General features: G+C 70.1%; 15 protein-coding genes and 1 tRNA gene. 13 read left to right on the top strand and 3 right to left on the bottom strand.

Annotated features, from left to right (window positions below; all coding sequences use genetic code 11):
* Positions 1-271: 271 nt before the first annotated feature.
* The 13 genes from ruvB (at position 272) to L3V18_RS09315 (ending at position 11,087) form a co-directional block, all read left to right on the top strand.
* Complete coding sequence (gene ruvB, locus L3V18_RS09375) at positions 272-1,318, top strand: Holliday junction branch migration DNA helicase RuvB (protein WP_237054416.1); 1,047 nt, start codon at positions 272-274, stop codon at positions 1,316-1,318.
* Positions 1,319-1,440: 122 nt separating this feature from the next.
* Positions 1,441-1,866, top strand: coding sequence for a tol-pal system-associated acyl-CoA thioesterase (ybgC, locus tag L3V18_RS09370; protein ID WP_237054415.1), 426 nt, complete (start codon positions 1,441-1,443; stop codon positions 1,864-1,866).
* 105 nt (positions 1,867-1,971) lie between these two features.
* The gene (gene tolQ / locus L3V18_RS09365; RefSeq protein ID WP_237054414.1) at positions 1,972-2,754 is read left to right on the top strand and encodes a protein TolQ; all 783 of its coding nucleotides are present in this window, start codon (positions 1,972-1,974) and stop codon (positions 2,752-2,754) included.
* 51 nt (positions 2,755-2,805) lie between these two features.
* Positions 2,806-3,243, top strand: coding sequence for a protein TolR (gene tolR, locus L3V18_RS09360; RefSeq protein ID WP_237054413.1), 438 nt, complete (start codon positions 2,806-2,808; stop codon positions 3,241-3,243).
* A gap of 1 nt (position 3,244) precedes the next feature.
* Positions 3,245-4,201, top strand: a complete 957-nt coding sequence (gene tolA, locus L3V18_RS09355) for a cell envelope integrity protein TolA (protein ID WP_237054412.1) — start codon at positions 3,245-3,247, stop codon at positions 4,199-4,201.
* Positions 4,202-4,290: 89 nt separating this feature from the next.
* Positions 4,291-4,737, top strand: a complete 447-nt coding sequence (locus L3V18_RS09350) for a cell envelope integrity TolA family protein (RefSeq protein WP_237054411.1) — start codon at positions 4,291-4,293, stop codon at positions 4,735-4,737.
* Between the two features lie 84 nt (positions 4,738-4,821).
* Positions 4,822-6,165, top strand: a complete 1,344-nt coding sequence (gene tolB, locus L3V18_RS09345; protein WP_237054410.1) for a Tol-Pal system beta propeller repeat protein TolB — start codon at positions 4,822-4,824, stop codon at positions 6,163-6,165.
* A 162-nt stretch (positions 6,166-6,327) separates the two neighbouring features.
* Positions 6,328-6,855 (top strand): peptidoglycan-associated lipoprotein Pal, encoded by a 528-nt coding sequence (pal, locus tag L3V18_RS09340; RefSeq protein ID WP_237054409.1) that lies wholly within the window; start codon positions 6,328-6,330, stop codon positions 6,853-6,855.
* Between the two features lie 30 nt (positions 6,856-6,885).
* Positions 6,886-7,683 carry a tol-pal system protein YbgF gene (gene ybgF / locus L3V18_RS09335; protein ID WP_237054408.1) on the top strand — a complete coding sequence of 266 codons (798 nt, stop codon included), beginning with the start codon at positions 6,886-6,888 and terminating at the stop codon, positions 7,681-7,683.
* Positions 7,684-7,732: 49 nt separating this feature from the next.
* Entirely contained in the window at positions 7,733-8,410 is a 678-nt protein-coding gene (queE, locus tag L3V18_RS09330) for a 7-carboxy-7-deazaguanine synthase QueE (RefSeq protein ID WP_237054407.1), read from the top strand.
* Between the two features lie 110 nt (positions 8,411-8,520).
* Positions 8,521-9,234: a 7-cyano-7-deazaguanine synthase QueC gene (gene queC, locus L3V18_RS09325; RefSeq protein ID WP_237054406.1), complete on the top strand. Its 714-nt coding sequence runs from the start codon at positions 8,521-8,523 to the stop codon at positions 9,232-9,234.
* A 291-nt stretch (positions 9,235-9,525) separates the two neighbouring features.
* Positions 9,526-9,601, top strand: a tRNA-Lys gene (locus L3V18_RS09320).
* Between the two features lie 94 nt (positions 9,602-9,695).
* Positions 9,696-11,087 (top strand): cryptochrome/photolyase family protein, encoded by a 1,392-nt coding sequence (locus tag L3V18_RS09315; protein WP_237054405.1) that lies wholly within the window; start codon positions 9,696-9,698, stop codon positions 11,085-11,087.
* Between the two features lie 129 nt (positions 11,088-11,216).
* On the opposite strand, the gene L3V18_RS09310 is transcribed toward L3V18_RS09315, so the two are convergent.
* The 3 genes from L3V18_RS09310 to L3V18_RS09300 form a co-directional block, all read right to left on the bottom strand.
* Positions 11,217-12,176, bottom strand: a complete 960-nt coding sequence (locus L3V18_RS09310) for a DUF4097 family beta strand repeat-containing protein (RefSeq protein ID WP_237054404.1) — start codon at positions 12,174-12,176, stop codon at positions 11,217-11,219.
* A gap of 114 nt (positions 12,177-12,290) precedes the next feature.
* Entirely contained in the window at positions 12,291-12,890 is a 600-nt protein-coding gene (locus L3V18_RS09305; RefSeq protein ID WP_237054403.1) for a DUF3379 domain-containing protein, read from the bottom strand.
* Complete coding sequence (locus L3V18_RS09300) at positions 12,887-13,519, bottom strand: RNA polymerase sigma factor (RefSeq protein WP_425493498.1); 633 nt, start codon at positions 13,517-13,519, stop codon at positions 12,887-12,889. Before L3V18_RS09300 ends, L3V18_RS09305 begins: the two co-directional genes overlap by 4 nt.
* Between the last annotated feature and the right edge of the window lie 13 nt (positions 13,520-13,532).

Here is a 13,532-nt window from a genome sequence, read left to right as displayed (position 1 = left end):
CCGCTGGGACGCCGCGTGGCGCGCATTCTGCCACAGGCGTCGGCGACGGGCGGGCGACCCCGGGCCGGCAGGGTGTCTCTCGATCCCTGCTCATGCGACCATGCGCGGATGAACCAGGATCGCACCACCGACGTCTTCACCGCCCCACGCGGCGGGCCGGCAGCCCGCGATGCATCGCCGCGTGCCTGCGAACGCGCGGGAACGGCGGACCGTGCCGCGGTCGCGCGTCGTCGATGGTCCGGTGCCGCGGCCGGGCGGCGCGGGTAGCCGGATGGAAGACGAACGCATGATCTCGGCGACGGCATCGCGCGAGGACGAGATGCTGGAAGCCTCGATCCGGCCCCGGCGGCTGGACGAATATCTCGGCCAGCAGCCGGTGCGCGAGCAGATGAATATCTACATCGAGGCCGCCAAGGGCCGTGGCGAGGCGCTCGACCACGTGCTGATCTTCGGGCCGCCGGGGCTTGGCAAGACCACCCTGAGCCACGTGATCGCCAACGAGCTGGGGGTCAACCTGCGGGTGACTTCGGGGCCGGTGATCGAGAAGGCCGGCGACCTGGCCGCGCTGCTGACCAACCTGCAGCCGCACGACGTGCTGTTCGTCGACGAGATCCATCGCCTGTCGCCGGTGGTCGAGGAAGTGCTGTACCCGGCGATGGAGGATTTCCAGATCGACATCATGATCGGCGAGGGCCCGGCCGCGCGCTCGATCAAGCTCGACCTGCCGCCGTTCACCCTGATCGGCGCGACCACCCGCGCCGGTCTGCTGACCGCGCCGCTGCGCGACCGCTTCGGCATCGTCCAGCGGCTGGAGTTCTATAACGCCGAGGAACTGACGAAGATCGTGCGGCGATCGGCGCAGATCCTCGGTATCGACTGCGCGGCCGACGGCGCCGCCGAGATCGCGAACCGCTCGCGAGGCACCCCGCGCATCGCCAACCGCCTGCTGCGGCGCGTGCGCGACTACGCCCAGGTCAAGGCCGGCGGTGCGATCACCCGCGAAGTCGCCGACGCCGCCACCGCGATGCTCAAGATCGACGCCCAGGGCTTCGACGAACTCGACCGCCGGCTGTTGCTGACCATCATCGAGAACTTCGACGGCGGCCCGGTCGGGGTCGAGTCGCTGGCCGCCGCGCTCAGCGAGGAGCGCGGCACACTCGAGGACGTCATCGAGCCCTACCTGATCCAGCAGGGTTTCCTGGTGCGGACCGCGCGCGGCCGGATGGCGACGGCGAAGGCATACCGCCATGTCGGCCTGCGTCCGAAGTCGGGTGCGGACCTGTTCGAGGCGAACGCCGGAGCCGGGAATGCGGATTAGGGCAGCCGCCCGCGCGACGGTCCCCTGGTTCCTGGCGCGACGCCGGCTGGACCGTCCCGCCCCGGCCGCGGTGTCGTTCCCGCACCGGCCCCCACGCCCTGTTTCGGCGCTTTCTTAAAGCAATGTTCAGCCTTCCGATCCGGGTTTACTGGGAAGATACCGACGCCGGCGGGGTGGTCTACCACGCGCAGTACGTCGCGTTCCTGGAGCGCGCGCGGACCGAATGGATGCGGGCGCACGGTCACGGCCAGGAACGCCTGCGCCGCGAGCACGACCTGGTGTTCGCGGTACGGGCGATGGTAGTGGACTTCCTGCGGCCGGCACGGCTGGACGACCTGCTCGAGGTTTCGGCGGGGCTGCTGCAGTGCCGCCGCGCCAGTGCGGTGTTCGGGCAGGAGATCCGCCGCGGCGGCGAGAGGCTGCTGACCGCGCAGGTGCGCGTCGCAGCGCTGGAGGCGGGAAGTTTCCGTCCCCGGCCGATTCCGGAGCCGCTGTACGGTCAGCTCAAGGCGCTCGAATCCGGTGCGGACACCGGGATCGGGGCCTGAGCCGGAGCGGGCTGGAGCGCCCGCGGCGATCGACCCGGTGCGTGTCCGCACGCACCACCCCACAACGACTGATAGCAAGCCCTGCGGGGCGCGGAGAAACCAAGCATGACCCCATTGCCGAGCGCGCTGCTGGCCACCGTCGTGGAGCCGCTGCCGGAACAGGCCGTCGACGCCGCCGGCCAGGCCGTTTCCGAAGCCGCCGCGGCCGCGGCCGGAGGCGGCGACCTCAACATCATCCAGCTGATCCTGCACGCCAGCCTGCCGGTGCAGGCGGTGATGCTGCTGCTGGTGTTCGCCTCGATCGCCTCGTGGATCATCATCTTCCGCAAGAAGCGGGTGCTCGACCGCGCAGAGCGCGAGGCCGACCAGTTCGAGGAGAAGTTCTGGTCCGGCGCCGAGCTGAGCAAGCTGTATGCCGGCACCACCGAGCGCCACCGCGAGATCGCGGGCCTGGAGGCGATCTTCGAGGCCGGTTTCCGCGAATTCGGCCGCCAGCGCCAGCGCCGCGGCATCGACAGCAAGACCCAGCTCGAAGGCGCCCAGCGCGGCATGCGGGTGGCCGCCTCGCGCGAACTCGACGGGCTCGAGCACAACCTCGAGTTCCTCGCCAACGTCGGTTCGATCTCGCCCTACATCGGCCTGTTCGGCACCGTCTGGGGAATCATGATCTCCTTCCACGGCCTGGCCAACATGAAGGAGGCGACGATCGCCACCGTCGCGCCGGGCATCTCCGAGGCGCTGGTCGCCACCGCGATGGGCCTGTTCGCCGCGATCCCCGCGGTCTGGGCCTACAACCGCTTCGCGACCAAGGTCGAGCGCATCGGCGGCCGTTACGACGCCTTCGCCGACGAGTTCTCCTCGATCCTCGAGCGCCAGGCCCAGGACTGACCCCGGGATCGGCTCCGAGCCGTTCCGTCCCCCGAACACGAGAGAAACCCCATGTCCGGCATCGCCGCGCGCCGCCAGCGCAAGCGCAAACTCAAGGCCGAGATCAACGTCGTCCCCTATATCGACGTGATGCTGGTGCTGCTGATCATCTTCATGGTCACCGCGCCGCTGCTGAACCTCGGCGTCGACATCGAGCTGCCGAAGTCGAACGCGAAATCGATGCAGGAGAAGAAGGACCCGATCGTGGTCAGCGTCGATATCGACGGCAACTACTTCCTGACCCTCGAGGCCGGCAGCAACGAGGCGCTCACCGCCGACGACCTGAAGGCGAAGATGGCCGCGATCGTCGGCCAGAACCCGGACGTGCCGGTGTTCGTCGCCGGTGACGGCCAGGCCAACTACCAGAAGGTGATGGACGCGATGGTGCTGCTGCAGAACGCGGGCGTCGAACGCGTCGGCCTGATGAGCCAGCCGCAGGACCGTCGCTGATATGCGGGAAACGCGCGCCGACACCGCGCAGGCCGTCGTCCTCGCGATCGGACTGCACCTGCTGCTGTTCCTGCTGATGATCGCGGGACTGTGGTGGGACCGCAGCAATCCGCAGGTGCAGGCGATGGGTTCGCCGATCTCGGCCGAGCTGGTCGACGCCAACGCGCTGTCGCAGGCGATGCAGCGCACCCTCGCCGAGCGCCCGGAACCGGCGCAGCCGGAGCCGCCGGTGGTCGAGACCCCGGCCGAGGAGGAAACCGTGCCGCCGCCGCAGCCGCTGCCGACCCCGGTCGTCGAGGATGCACCGACACCGCCGCAACCGGAGGCGCAGGAGTTCATCCCCGAGCCCGACGCCGTCGACCAGGAGGAGGTCACCGACCAGCCGACGCCGACGCCGGCCGAGGAGCAGGAGCGGCAGGAGGCGAAGCAGCGCCAGGACCAGGTCGACCTGACCGAGCGCAAACGGCAGGAGGAGGCCGAGCGCAAGCGCCGCCTCGCCGAGCAGGCCGAGGCCGAGCGCCAGGCCAGGCTGGCCGATATCCGCCGCCAGCGCGAGGCCGCCCAGCGCGAGGCGCGGCTGGCCGAACAGAAGCTCAGGCAGATCGCCGACGCCCAGGCGCGCACCGCGTCCGACAGCGCCGCCGCCGCGCCGGCCGGGCAGGGCGGCCAGGACACCGACCTGGCCGCCCGCTACCAGGCTGCGCTGACCCAGGCGATCCTGTCGAAGTGGACCCGTCCGGAAACCGTGCCGCTGGGCGCGCGCTGCAAGCTGGTGATCCGCCAGCTGCCGGGCGGCGAGGTGATGAGCGCGGAAGTGTCGTCGCCGTGCGCCTACGACGAGCAGGGCCGGCGTTCGATCGAAGCCGCCGTGCTCAAGGCCCAGCCGCTGCCGTACGCGGGCTTCGAGCCGGTGTTCCAGCGCACCCTGATCCTGAACTTCGAGGCCCGCGACCGTTGACCGCGGTTACGGTCGCCGGAAGATGCTCCGCCCGGATGCCGCGACGCCATCCTCCCAATGACTTCATTCCGGATCGCCACGACATGCCGATGAAACGTCTCCCGCGTCCGACCCGCGCGCTGCCGCCCGGTACCGCGCCGGCGCCAACGCCAGCGCTGATGCTTGCCCTGCTGCTGGCCTCGTGGCCATTCGCCGCCGCTGCCGAAGGCCCGGTCCCGGACCCGGCGGTCAGCGACGCGGGTGGACTGGACGACGCCCTGATGGCCCGCTACGGGGACGCGTTGAGAGACGCGGTCGTCGCCCACTGGATCCGCCCGCAGAGCGTGTCGCCCGGCGCTCGCTGCATGCTGCTGGTCCGCCAGCTGCCCGGCGGCGACGTGGTCAGCGCGGAAGTGTCATCGCCGTGTGACTACGATGAAGCGGGGCGGGCCTCGATCGAGGCCGCCGTATACAAGGCGCAACCGCTGCCGTACGCGGGCTTCGAGACGGTGTTCCAGCGCCAGCTGCTGCTGAATTTCGAAGCCCGTGACCGCTGACCGGCCTTCTTCAGGCCTGTTCAGCTTTGAGCCAGCGTTCACGTCGAAGCTGTTAACACTCCACGTCAAACTCCGGAAATGCCGATGAAACGATATCTGAGCCGGCTCACAACCACGCTGGCCTTGCCCGCGCTGGCAGCGGTGTTCGCCGCCCTGCTGCCGTTCGCCGCGTCCGCCCAGCAGGGGCTGGAGCTGGACATCGTCGGCGGCAACGCAGCGGCGCTGCCGATCGCGGTGGTGCCGATGCCGTACCAGGGCAGCGCCGCCGCTCCCGAGACCGATGTCGCCGCGGTCGTCGCCGCCGACCTCAACCGCTCCGGCCAGTTCCGCAGCCTCGCCGCCGACCGGTTGATCGAACGTCCGACCCGCGGCAGCGAGGTCAACTATCCGACCTGGCGCGCGCTCAACCAGGACTACCTGGTCGTCGGTCGCGTGGTCGATGCCGCAGGTGGCGGTTACCGGGTCGAATACGAACTGTTCGACGTCGCCACCCAGGAGCGCCTGCTCGGCTTCGCGATGACCGCGCGGCCGGCGGCGATGCGCGATGCAGCCCACCAGATCGCCGATGCGATCTACGAGAAGATCCTCGGCGTACGCGGCGCGTTCTTCACCCGCATCGCCTACGTGACCGCGACCGGCACCGGTCGCGACACCCAGTACGCGCTGATGGTCGCCGACTCGGATGGATACAACCCGCAGACCGTGGTGCGCTCGTCCGAGCCGCTGCTGTCGCTGTCGTGGAGCCCGGACGGCAACCGCCTGGCCTACGTCAGCTTCGAGGGCGGCAACTCCTCGATCTACATCCAGGAGATCGGCAGCGGCAGCCGTGAGCGGATCGCCCAGTTCCGCGGCATCAACGGCGCGCCGGCGTTCTCGCCGGACGGCCGCCGGCTGGCGCTGACCCTGTCCAAGTCCGGCAACCCCGAGATCTACGTGATGGACCTGGGCAGCCGGGCGCTGACCCAGCTTACCAACCATTTCAGCATCGATACCGAGCCGACCTGGAGCGCCGACGGCAGCACCATCTATTTCACTTCCGACCGCGGCGGCCGTCCGCAGATCTACCAGGTGCCGGCCGGCGGCGGCAGCGCCAGCCGGGTCACCTTCCAGGGCAATTACAACGCCAGCGCCGACGTCTCGTTCGACGGCAAGAAGATGGTCACCGCCCAGGGCAGCGGCAACACCTACCGGATCGCGTTGATGGACAGCAGCCTGGGCTCGCCGCGCTGGAGCACCCTGTCGCCGGGGTCGCTGGACGAGTCGCCGAGCTTTGCCCCCAATGCCGCGATGATCATTTATGCTGCGCGCGAGGGCCGCAAGGGGGTGCTGTACGCGGTTTCGGCCGATGCCCGGGTGCGCCAGCGCCTGGTGTTGGCCGATGGCGACGTGCGTGAACCGGCCTGGGGACCGTACCGCCTCAAACGTTGAAGCCCGATGGCGCTTCCCCGACGTGCACGGGGTCTGATGCATGAATAGAAGGAAACATTCGCCAGGCCCGCGCGGCCCGGTCCCAGATACAAGACGTAGATCGTTCAAGAACGCAGTCCCTTTCGCGAACCCATCTGTCCCACGCAACGACGAGGAACAACCATGAACAGCACCACCCCGGCCACCATCGGCAAGATCGTTCTCGCCGCCGTCCTGTGCACGGTCGCCGTAGCCTGCTCCAAGAAGGTCAAGGAAGAGCCGCCGGCCGACACCACCCCGACCGCGCCTGTCACCGACACCACGCCGGTCACCCCGGGCGCCTACACCCCGGAAGACCTGGACACCGACGCCTGCCTGCGCCAGCGCGTGGTGTACTTCGACTTCGACCAGGACGCGCTGCGTCCGGAGTTCCAGTCGATCGTCGCCTGCCACGCCAAGTACCTGCGTGACCGCCCGACCTCGCGGATGACCCTGGAAGGCAACGCCGACGAGCGCGGCAGCCGCGACTACAACGTCGGCCTCGGCGAGCGCCGCGGCAATGCGGTGTCCTCGGCGATCCAGGCCAACGGCGGTTCCGGCAGCCAGATCACCGTGGTCAGCTACGGCGAGGAGCGTCCGGTCTGCACCGAGTCCAACGAGGACTGCTGGGCCCGCAACCGTCGCGTCGAGATCGTCTACACCGCCAAGTAATGCGGCGCGTATAGGATATCGATGATGTCGATGCGTCATTTGCTCGCCAGCTCGATGCTCGCGGCGGCCCTCGTGGCCGCCGCACCGGCGTCGGCCCAACGCATGAGCCTGGCCGACCGGGTCGCGCTGCTCGAACAGCGCGCCGCCGACAACCAGGCCACCATGGACCTGCTCAACCAGGTCAACCAGCTCAAGGCCGAGGTGCAGGCGCTGCGCTCGCAGGTCGAGGAGCTGAACCACCAGTTGAAGCAGCAGCAGGAGAGCGGCAAGGCCCAGTATCTGGACCTGGACGGGCGCCTGAACCGCCTCGAGGGCGGGCAGGTCGCACCGCCCGCGGCAGGGGCGGATGCCATGGCCACTCCGGCTCCGTCGCCCTCGGCGGCGGTCCGGGACACCCCGCCGTCGGTCTACGGCGACCCCGGCACGATCGCCCAGGGCGCCGACGAACGCACCGCCTACGATGCCGCGTTCACCGCGCTGAAGACCGGCGAATATGCCGATTCGGCCAGCCTGTTCCAGTCGTTCCTGCAGCAGTACCCGGACGGCGCCTATGCGCCCAACGCGCTGTACTGGCTCGGCGAAAGCTACTACGTCACCGGCAACTACCCGTTGGCGATGACCCAGTTCCAGGCCCTGATGGAGCGCTATCCCACCCACGACAAGGCGCCCGGCGCCCTGCTCAAGCTGGGATTGTCCCAGTATGGCCTGGAGCGGATCGACGAGGCCGAACGCACCCTTTCGATGGTGACCGAGCGCTATCCGGGCACCGACGCGGCGCGCACCGCCGCCGACCGGCTCAGCGCGATCCAGCTGAACCGCCTGCGCTGAAGCCGGCGCCCGGCGCCTCTCAGGCGGCGGCGTCCGCTAGAATTTCCCGATGAGTACCGTGACTGCCGATGCGGCCGCCGCGTCGCCGGACCGGCTGCGCATCACCGAGATCTTTCTGTCGTTGCAGGGCGAGTCCCGCAGCATCGGCTGGCCGACCGTGTTCGTGCGCCTGACCGGCTGCCCGCTGCGTTGCCAGTATTGCGACACCGCCTACGCGTTCCACGGCGGCGAATGGTGGACGATCGATCGCATCCTCGACGAAGTCGCGTTCCATGGCGCCCGCCACGTCTGCGTCACCGGTGGCGAGCCGCTCGCGCAGAAGCGCTGCATCGGCCTGCTCGAACGGCTCTGCGATGCGGGCTACGAGGTTTCGTTGGAGACTTCCGGCGCACTGGACATCGGCGCTGTCGATCCGCGGGTCTCGCGGGTGCTCGACATCAAGACGCCGGGTTCGGCCGAGGTCCATCGCAACCTGTGGTCGAACCTGCCGCTGCTGACCGCGCACGACCAGGTCAAGTTCGTGATCTGCTCGCGGGAGGATTACGGCTGGGCCCGCGACATGGTCGCCGAGCAGCGGCTGAGCGAGCGCTGCGACGTGCTGTTCTCCCCGAGTTTCAGCCAGGTCGACCCGAGCGCACTCGCGGACTGGATCGTCGCCGACCGCCTGCCGGTGCGCTTCCAGCTGCAATTGCACAAGATCCTGTGGAACGACGAGCCGGGGCGCTGAGCATGCGGTTCCGAACGCCGGCATGCAGGTGCGCGGGAAGCTTCCCGCGGCGGGCGCGCAGCCGCGTGCGGTAGCCTAGTCCGGATTCCAGGTTCCGAATCCCGATCCCCATGAAGAAAGCCGTCGTTCTCGTTTCCGGAGGCATGGACTCCGCCGTCGTCGTCGCCATCGCCCGCGAGCAGGGCTATGCCGTGCATGCGCTCAGCGTGCGCTACGGCCAGCGACATACCTCCGAGCTGGACGCCGCCGACCGGGTCGCGCGCAGCCTCGGCGCGGTCGCGCACAAGACGGTCGATGTCGATCTGCGCAGCATCGGCGGCTCGGCATTGACCGACGACATCGAGGTGCCGACCGATGCCGACGGCCACCCGGTCGGCGAGGCCGCGCTCAACGACCCGGCCTACAGGAACCTGATTCCCGTCACCTACGTGCCGGCGCGCAACACGATCATGCTCTCGCTCGCGCTGGGCTGGGCCGAGGTGCTGGGTGCGGCCGACATCTTCTGCGGCGTCAACGCGGTCGACTACTCGGGCTATCCCGACTGCAGGCCGGAATTCATCGACGCGTTCCAGGCCCTGGCCAACCTGGCGACCAGGGCCGGGGTCGAGGGCGCCGGCATCCGCGTGCACGCGCCGCTGCAAAAGATGAGCAAGGCCGAGATCGTCCGCGAAGGGCTGCGCCTGGGCGTCGATTTCTCGCAGACGGTGTCGTGCTACCAGGCCGATGCCGACGGCCTGGCCTGCGGCCATTGCGATGCCTGCCGCCTGCGCGCCGAAGGCTTCGCCGCGGCCGGCGCCGCCGATACCACCCGCTATCGGGGCTAGCAGCGGTCCCGCGCATCGCGGCCGCTTCCGCGGATCGTCCCATCCGCCGGCGATGGCGCCGACGGCCGCTCGTGAGTGGCCCCGGGACGACGGACGTCGCCTGGATCCTGACAGCCGCCGCACCCGCACCCGCACCCGCACCCGCACCCGCACCCGCACCCGCGTCCGATGGAAGCTGCGCCCGGCCAGCCGCTTGCGTTAGAATGGCGGCCCTCCGGAAGGAGACGGACCGTCACGGTCCGCATCAGCCGCGATCACCGCCACGATGGCCGTCGTGGTCGCCGCATCCCCGGGTCGTTAGCTCAGTCGGTAGAGCATCGGACTTTTAATCCGCTGGTCGTTGGTTCGAATCCAACACGACCCACCATCTCCTGCTTCGCGGCGGCCCGGTTCCGGGGCGGCGGGCCGGCGTGGCCGTGAGGCGCATTGGCCGGCCTGCGCCTGCGGGCGATACTCGCGGCATGAGTCGAGGCATCTACTGGTTCCGGCGCGATCTGCGTCTGGCCGACAACCCGGCGCTGGAAAGGGCCTGCCGCTCGCACGACGAGCTGCTGCTGGTGTACGTCGACGAGGCCCGCGACGCCGGGGTGACCGCCGGCCGGGCGTGGCTGCGCCGTTCGCTGGATTCGTTGTCGGCGGACATCGCCCGGATCGGCGGTCGCCTGCACGTGCTGGCCGGCAGCGCCGAGCGGGTGATCCCCGCGCTGGCCGGGGCCGCTGGCGCGGAGGCGGTGCACGTTTCCGCATTGCATGAGCCGGCCGCCGATGCGCGCGACCTACGGATGGCGCAGGCGCTCGCCCGCGACGGCGTCGCGATGCGGCGCTCGGCTGGCCGGTTGATGACCGAACCGGAGATGGTGCTCAGCAAGGTGTCGACGCCGTACCGGGTGTTCACGCCTTTCCTCAAGGCGGCGCGGCCGGGTTGGCGCCATCGGCCGCGTGCGGCGCCGGAGCGGTTGGCCTGCTTCGGGCTTCCGTCCGGCATGCAGCGGCTGCAGACGTCGATCGCCGCGCCCGAACCGGACTGGGACCGTGGTTTCTGGGAGGTTTGGACGCCCGGCGAACGGCACGCGCAGCAGCGCCTGGAACGCTTCCTCGAACGGCTGGACGCCTATCCCGGAGAGCGCGACTGCCCGGCCGTCGAGGCCACCTCGCGACTGTCGCCGCACCTGCATTTCGGCGAGATCAGCCCCGCTCGCGCCCTGGAAGCCGCGCAGCGCCGCGGTGGACCCGGCGCCGACAAGTTCATCGCCGAGCTCGGTTGGCGCGAGTTCGCGTACTACGTGCTCAACCACTGGCCGGACAGCACGACGGAGAACTTCAACCCGCGCTTCGATGGCATCGACTGGCGGCACGACGAGGCCTGGCTGGATGCGTGGCGGCATGGCCGCACCGGGGTGCCGCTGGTCGACGCCGGCATGCGCCAGCTCTGGCACGAGGGCTGGATGCACAACCGCGTGCGGATGGTGGTCGCGTCGTACCTGACCAAGCACATGGGCATCCACTGGTCGAGCGGGGCGTCATGGTTCATGCATACCCTGGTCGACGCGGACCTGGCCAACAACACCCTGGGCTGGCAGTGGGTCGCCGGCAGCGGTGTCGATGCCGCGCCGTATCACCGCGTCTTCAATCCGGTCGCCCAGTCGAGGCGCTTCGACCCCGCTGGCGCGTATCTGCGGCGGTGGCTCCCGGAGCTGCGCCGGCTCGACGACAGCGAGATCCACGCACCCTGGGAGACCGGCGCGTCGCCGCACGGCTATCCGGCGCGCCCGATCGTCGACCTCGCCACGGGCCGCGCGGAAGCGCTGGAGCGGCTGGCCAGGGCGCCGAAGCCGGCGACGACAACGGGCTGAACCGCCGGGGCCGGGCACGCTGCAGAGTGCTGCCTGCGGTGCAGGACGAACGACCGTCCGGGAAGAACGGCCGTCCGCTGGAAGCGGTGCGCCGGGAACCGTCGGGACGGAGCGCCCGGCGCGCGCGGCTCAATCCATGTGCAGGGTCGCGTCGCCGGAGAAGGTCTCGATCGAGACTTCGCCTTCGCCGCTGCCGTAACGGTGTTCGAAGCTGGCGCCGGGACCGTGCCTGGGGCGCTGGATGTCCGCGCCGGGAGCGCGCAGGCTGCCGCTGAAGGTCTCGCCGCGCACGCCGGCCGACAGTCCGCGCGGCAGGTACAGGTCGACGTCGCCGCTGACCGTCTCCAGATCGATGCGGCCGTTGCCGGCGAGTGCGGTGCGCAGGCTGAGGTCGCCGGAGACGCTGGCGCCGGAGAAGCGACGCAGGGCGGACTCGACCACCTGGACCTGGGCGTCGCCGGATACGGTTTCGATCGACACTTCGTCGCTCAGGCGCCCCCGCAGCTCGATCTCGCCGCTGACCGTCTCGACATCGACGTTGCGGCTGTTGACGACCAGCCTGAGGTCGCCGCTGACCGAGTCGACATCGATCTCGTCCGGCGCGCCGGCGACGTCGACGTCGCCGCTGACGCTGTCGATCGACAGCTCGGCCGGGGCGACACCGGCGACCTTCACGCTGGCCGACACCGAGTCGATGTCGAGGTCGGCGCGCAGCGGCACCATCAGCACCAGGTCGGTCGGTTCGCTGCGGTCGCTGCCGGTGAAGAAGCCCAGGCCGCTGCCGCGATTCGGATATTTGACCTTCACGCTCAGGTACTGGCGGTCGCCGGTGATCTCGAGTTTCTCGACGCCTTCGCCGAGGCTGCCGGTGATCCTGACCTCGGAGCGGTCCCAGGCGCGGACGTCGATGCTGCCCTTGACGTTGTCGATCTCGACCCGGCCGCGCGGATCCAGCGGACGCGTCTCGTCGATCGGGGTCGCCGCCTGCAGCGGCAGCGCCAGGCCGGCGAACAAGGCCAGCGCGAGGAGGGTGGTCGCGGCGCGGGCCGGACGCGGGTCGCTGCGACGGAGTGTGGGATTGCGGAACATGGGGCCTCCAGGAAATTCGCGAAGGATTGCGGGAGCGGTTCGGTCGGGAATCCGCGCTTGCGGTTGCGTGCTCATGAAGACGTGCTCAAGGACGCGCATTCACGAAGGCGACGGTCATGAGTGGACCAGCCGCTGGCTGAGTGCGAGGCGGCGGGCATAGGTGCGGTGCAGGCGTTCGAGCAGCAGGCGCGAGTCGGGCTGTTCGGACAGGGCCTGCAGGATCAGCTCGGCGTTGCGGTCGAGCTCGGCCAGCGCCGGATGCAGGCCGCTGTCGACCGGCACCGCGCCGATCTGTTCGAAGGCGGCCTGGTACTGCCGGGCCATCCCGGCGGTTTCCAGCGCCAGCATCGACGGCGTCCGCGCCGTTGCGGTATCCGGCGTGGTGGCGGGCACGGCGTCGGCGCGGGACAGGGCCGGCGTGGCGGCCGGCGGCGGGCTGCCAACCGGCTTCAGTGGCGCGTTCCAGCCGAGCACGCCGACCACCAGCAGCAGGCTGGCAGCCATTGCGACCGGCGCCAGCCAGCGGGCCGGCCGGCGTGGAGGCGCGGCGATCGCGTTGCGGGGCGGTAGCCGCGCGGCGATGTCCGGCCACAGGTCGCGGTCCGGCGCCCGTTCGTGGCGCAGCGCGCGCAACTGCCAGCGCAGGCCGTCGGGCAACGGAGCGTGCGCGTTGCCGTCATGCGGCAGATCGTGCTTGTCGGAAGGATCGTTCATCGTAAGTCTCCTGGCCCGGCTTCAAGCCAGGCCGCTTCGCCCAGGCGCTCGCGCAACAGGCTGCGGGCGCGATGCAGCTGGGCCTTCGAACTGCCGACCGCCATCCCGAGTTCGGCGGCGATCTCCTCGTGCTTCCAGCCTTCGACGTCGTACAGCACCAGCACCATCCGGGCCCGCGGCGGCAGGCTGGCGACCGCCCGTTCCAGGTCCATCGACAGCGCGGTCGCATGCCCGGCCGAATCCGCCTGCCCCAGCGAGTCGAGGGCGTCGTCGTCGCCGTCGTGCTGGGGGCGGCTGCGCTGGCTGCGCATGTCCATCAGCGCGGTGTTGACCGCCAGCCGGTGCAGCCAGGTCGAGAACGCGGACTCGAACCTGAATGCCGGCAGTGCCTGCCAGGCGCGTACGAAGGCCTCCTGGGTCAGGTCCTCGGCACGGGTGCCGTGGTGGCCCACCAGGCGGCCGATCACGCCATGGACCCGGCCCGAATGACGCCGGTACAGCGCCTCGAAGGCCGCCACATCGCCGCGGGCGGCGGCCTGCACCCAAGCGCTCTCGGCGTCGCCATCGGCGCCGCGGGTCGCGGTGCCTGAGGCAGGGATGTCGGGTTCTTCGGCCACGGCATTCAGCATAACCACTCGGATG

Origin of the sequence: Marilutibacter chinensis, assembly GCF_021725675.1 — a bacterium.
GTDB classification, from domain to species: domain Bacteria; phylum Pseudomonadota; class Gammaproteobacteria; order Xanthomonadales; family Xanthomonadaceae; genus Marilutibacter; species Marilutibacter chinensis.
This window is presented reverse-complemented; position numbering and strand designations above follow the sequence as displayed.

What these genes read in the sequence shown, in the direction of transcription:
- ybgF (WP_237054408.1), top strand. Translation starts at nt 6,886, where the DNA reads ATGCGTCATTTGCTCGCCAGCTCGATGCTCGCGGCGGCCCTCGTGGCC.
- L3V18_RS09310 (WP_237054404.1), bottom strand. Translation starts at nt 12,176, where the DNA reads ATGTTCCGCAATCCCACACTCCGTCGCAGCGACCCGCGTCCGGCCCGC.
- tolQ (WP_237054414.1), top strand. Translation starts at nt 1,972, where the DNA reads ATGACCCCATTGCCGAGCGCGCTGCTGGCCACCGTCGTGGAGCCGCTG.
- L3V18_RS09315 (WP_237054405.1), top strand. Translation starts at nt 9,696, where the DNA reads ATGAGTCGAGGCATCTACTGGTTCCGGCGCGATCTGCGTCTGGCCGAC.
- ybgC (WP_237054415.1), top strand. Translation starts at nt 1,441, where the DNA reads ATGTTCAGCCTTCCGATCCGGGTTTACTGGGAAGATACCGACGCCGGC.
- L3V18_RS09350 (WP_237054411.1), top strand. Translation starts at nt 4,291, where the DNA reads ATGAAACGTCTCCCGCGTCCGACCCGCGCGCTGCCGCCCGGTACCGCG.
- pal (WP_237054409.1), top strand. Translation starts at nt 6,328, where the DNA reads ATGAACAGCACCACCCCGGCCACCATCGGCAAGATCGTTCTCGCCGCC.
- tolB (WP_237054410.1), top strand. Translation starts at nt 4,822, where the DNA reads ATGAAACGATATCTGAGCCGGCTCACAACCACGCTGGCCTTGCCCGCG.
- L3V18_RS09300 (WP_425493498.1), bottom strand. Translation starts at nt 13,519, where the DNA reads ATGCTGAATGCCGTGGCCGAAGAACCCGACATCCCTGCCTCAGGCACC.
- L3V18_RS09305 (WP_237054403.1), bottom strand. Translation starts at nt 12,890, where the DNA reads ATGAACGATCCTTCCGACAAGCACGATCTGCCGCATGACGGCAACGCG.
- queE (WP_237054407.1), top strand. Translation starts at nt 7,733, where the DNA reads ATGAGTACCGTGACTGCCGATGCGGCCGCCGCGTCGCCGGACCGGCTG.
- queC (WP_237054406.1), top strand. Translation starts at nt 8,521, where the DNA reads ATGAAGAAAGCCGTCGTTCTCGTTTCCGGAGGCATGGACTCCGCCGTC.
- tolA (WP_237054412.1), top strand. Translation starts at nt 3,245, where the DNA reads ATGCGGGAAACGCGCGCCGACACCGCGCAGGCCGTCGTCCTCGCGATC.
- tolR (WP_237054413.1), top strand. Translation starts at nt 2,806, where the DNA reads ATGTCCGGCATCGCCGCGCGCCGCCAGCGCAAGCGCAAACTCAAGGCC.
- ruvB (WP_237054416.1), top strand. Translation starts at nt 272, where the DNA reads ATGGAAGACGAACGCATGATCTCGGCGACGGCATCGCGCGAGGACGAG.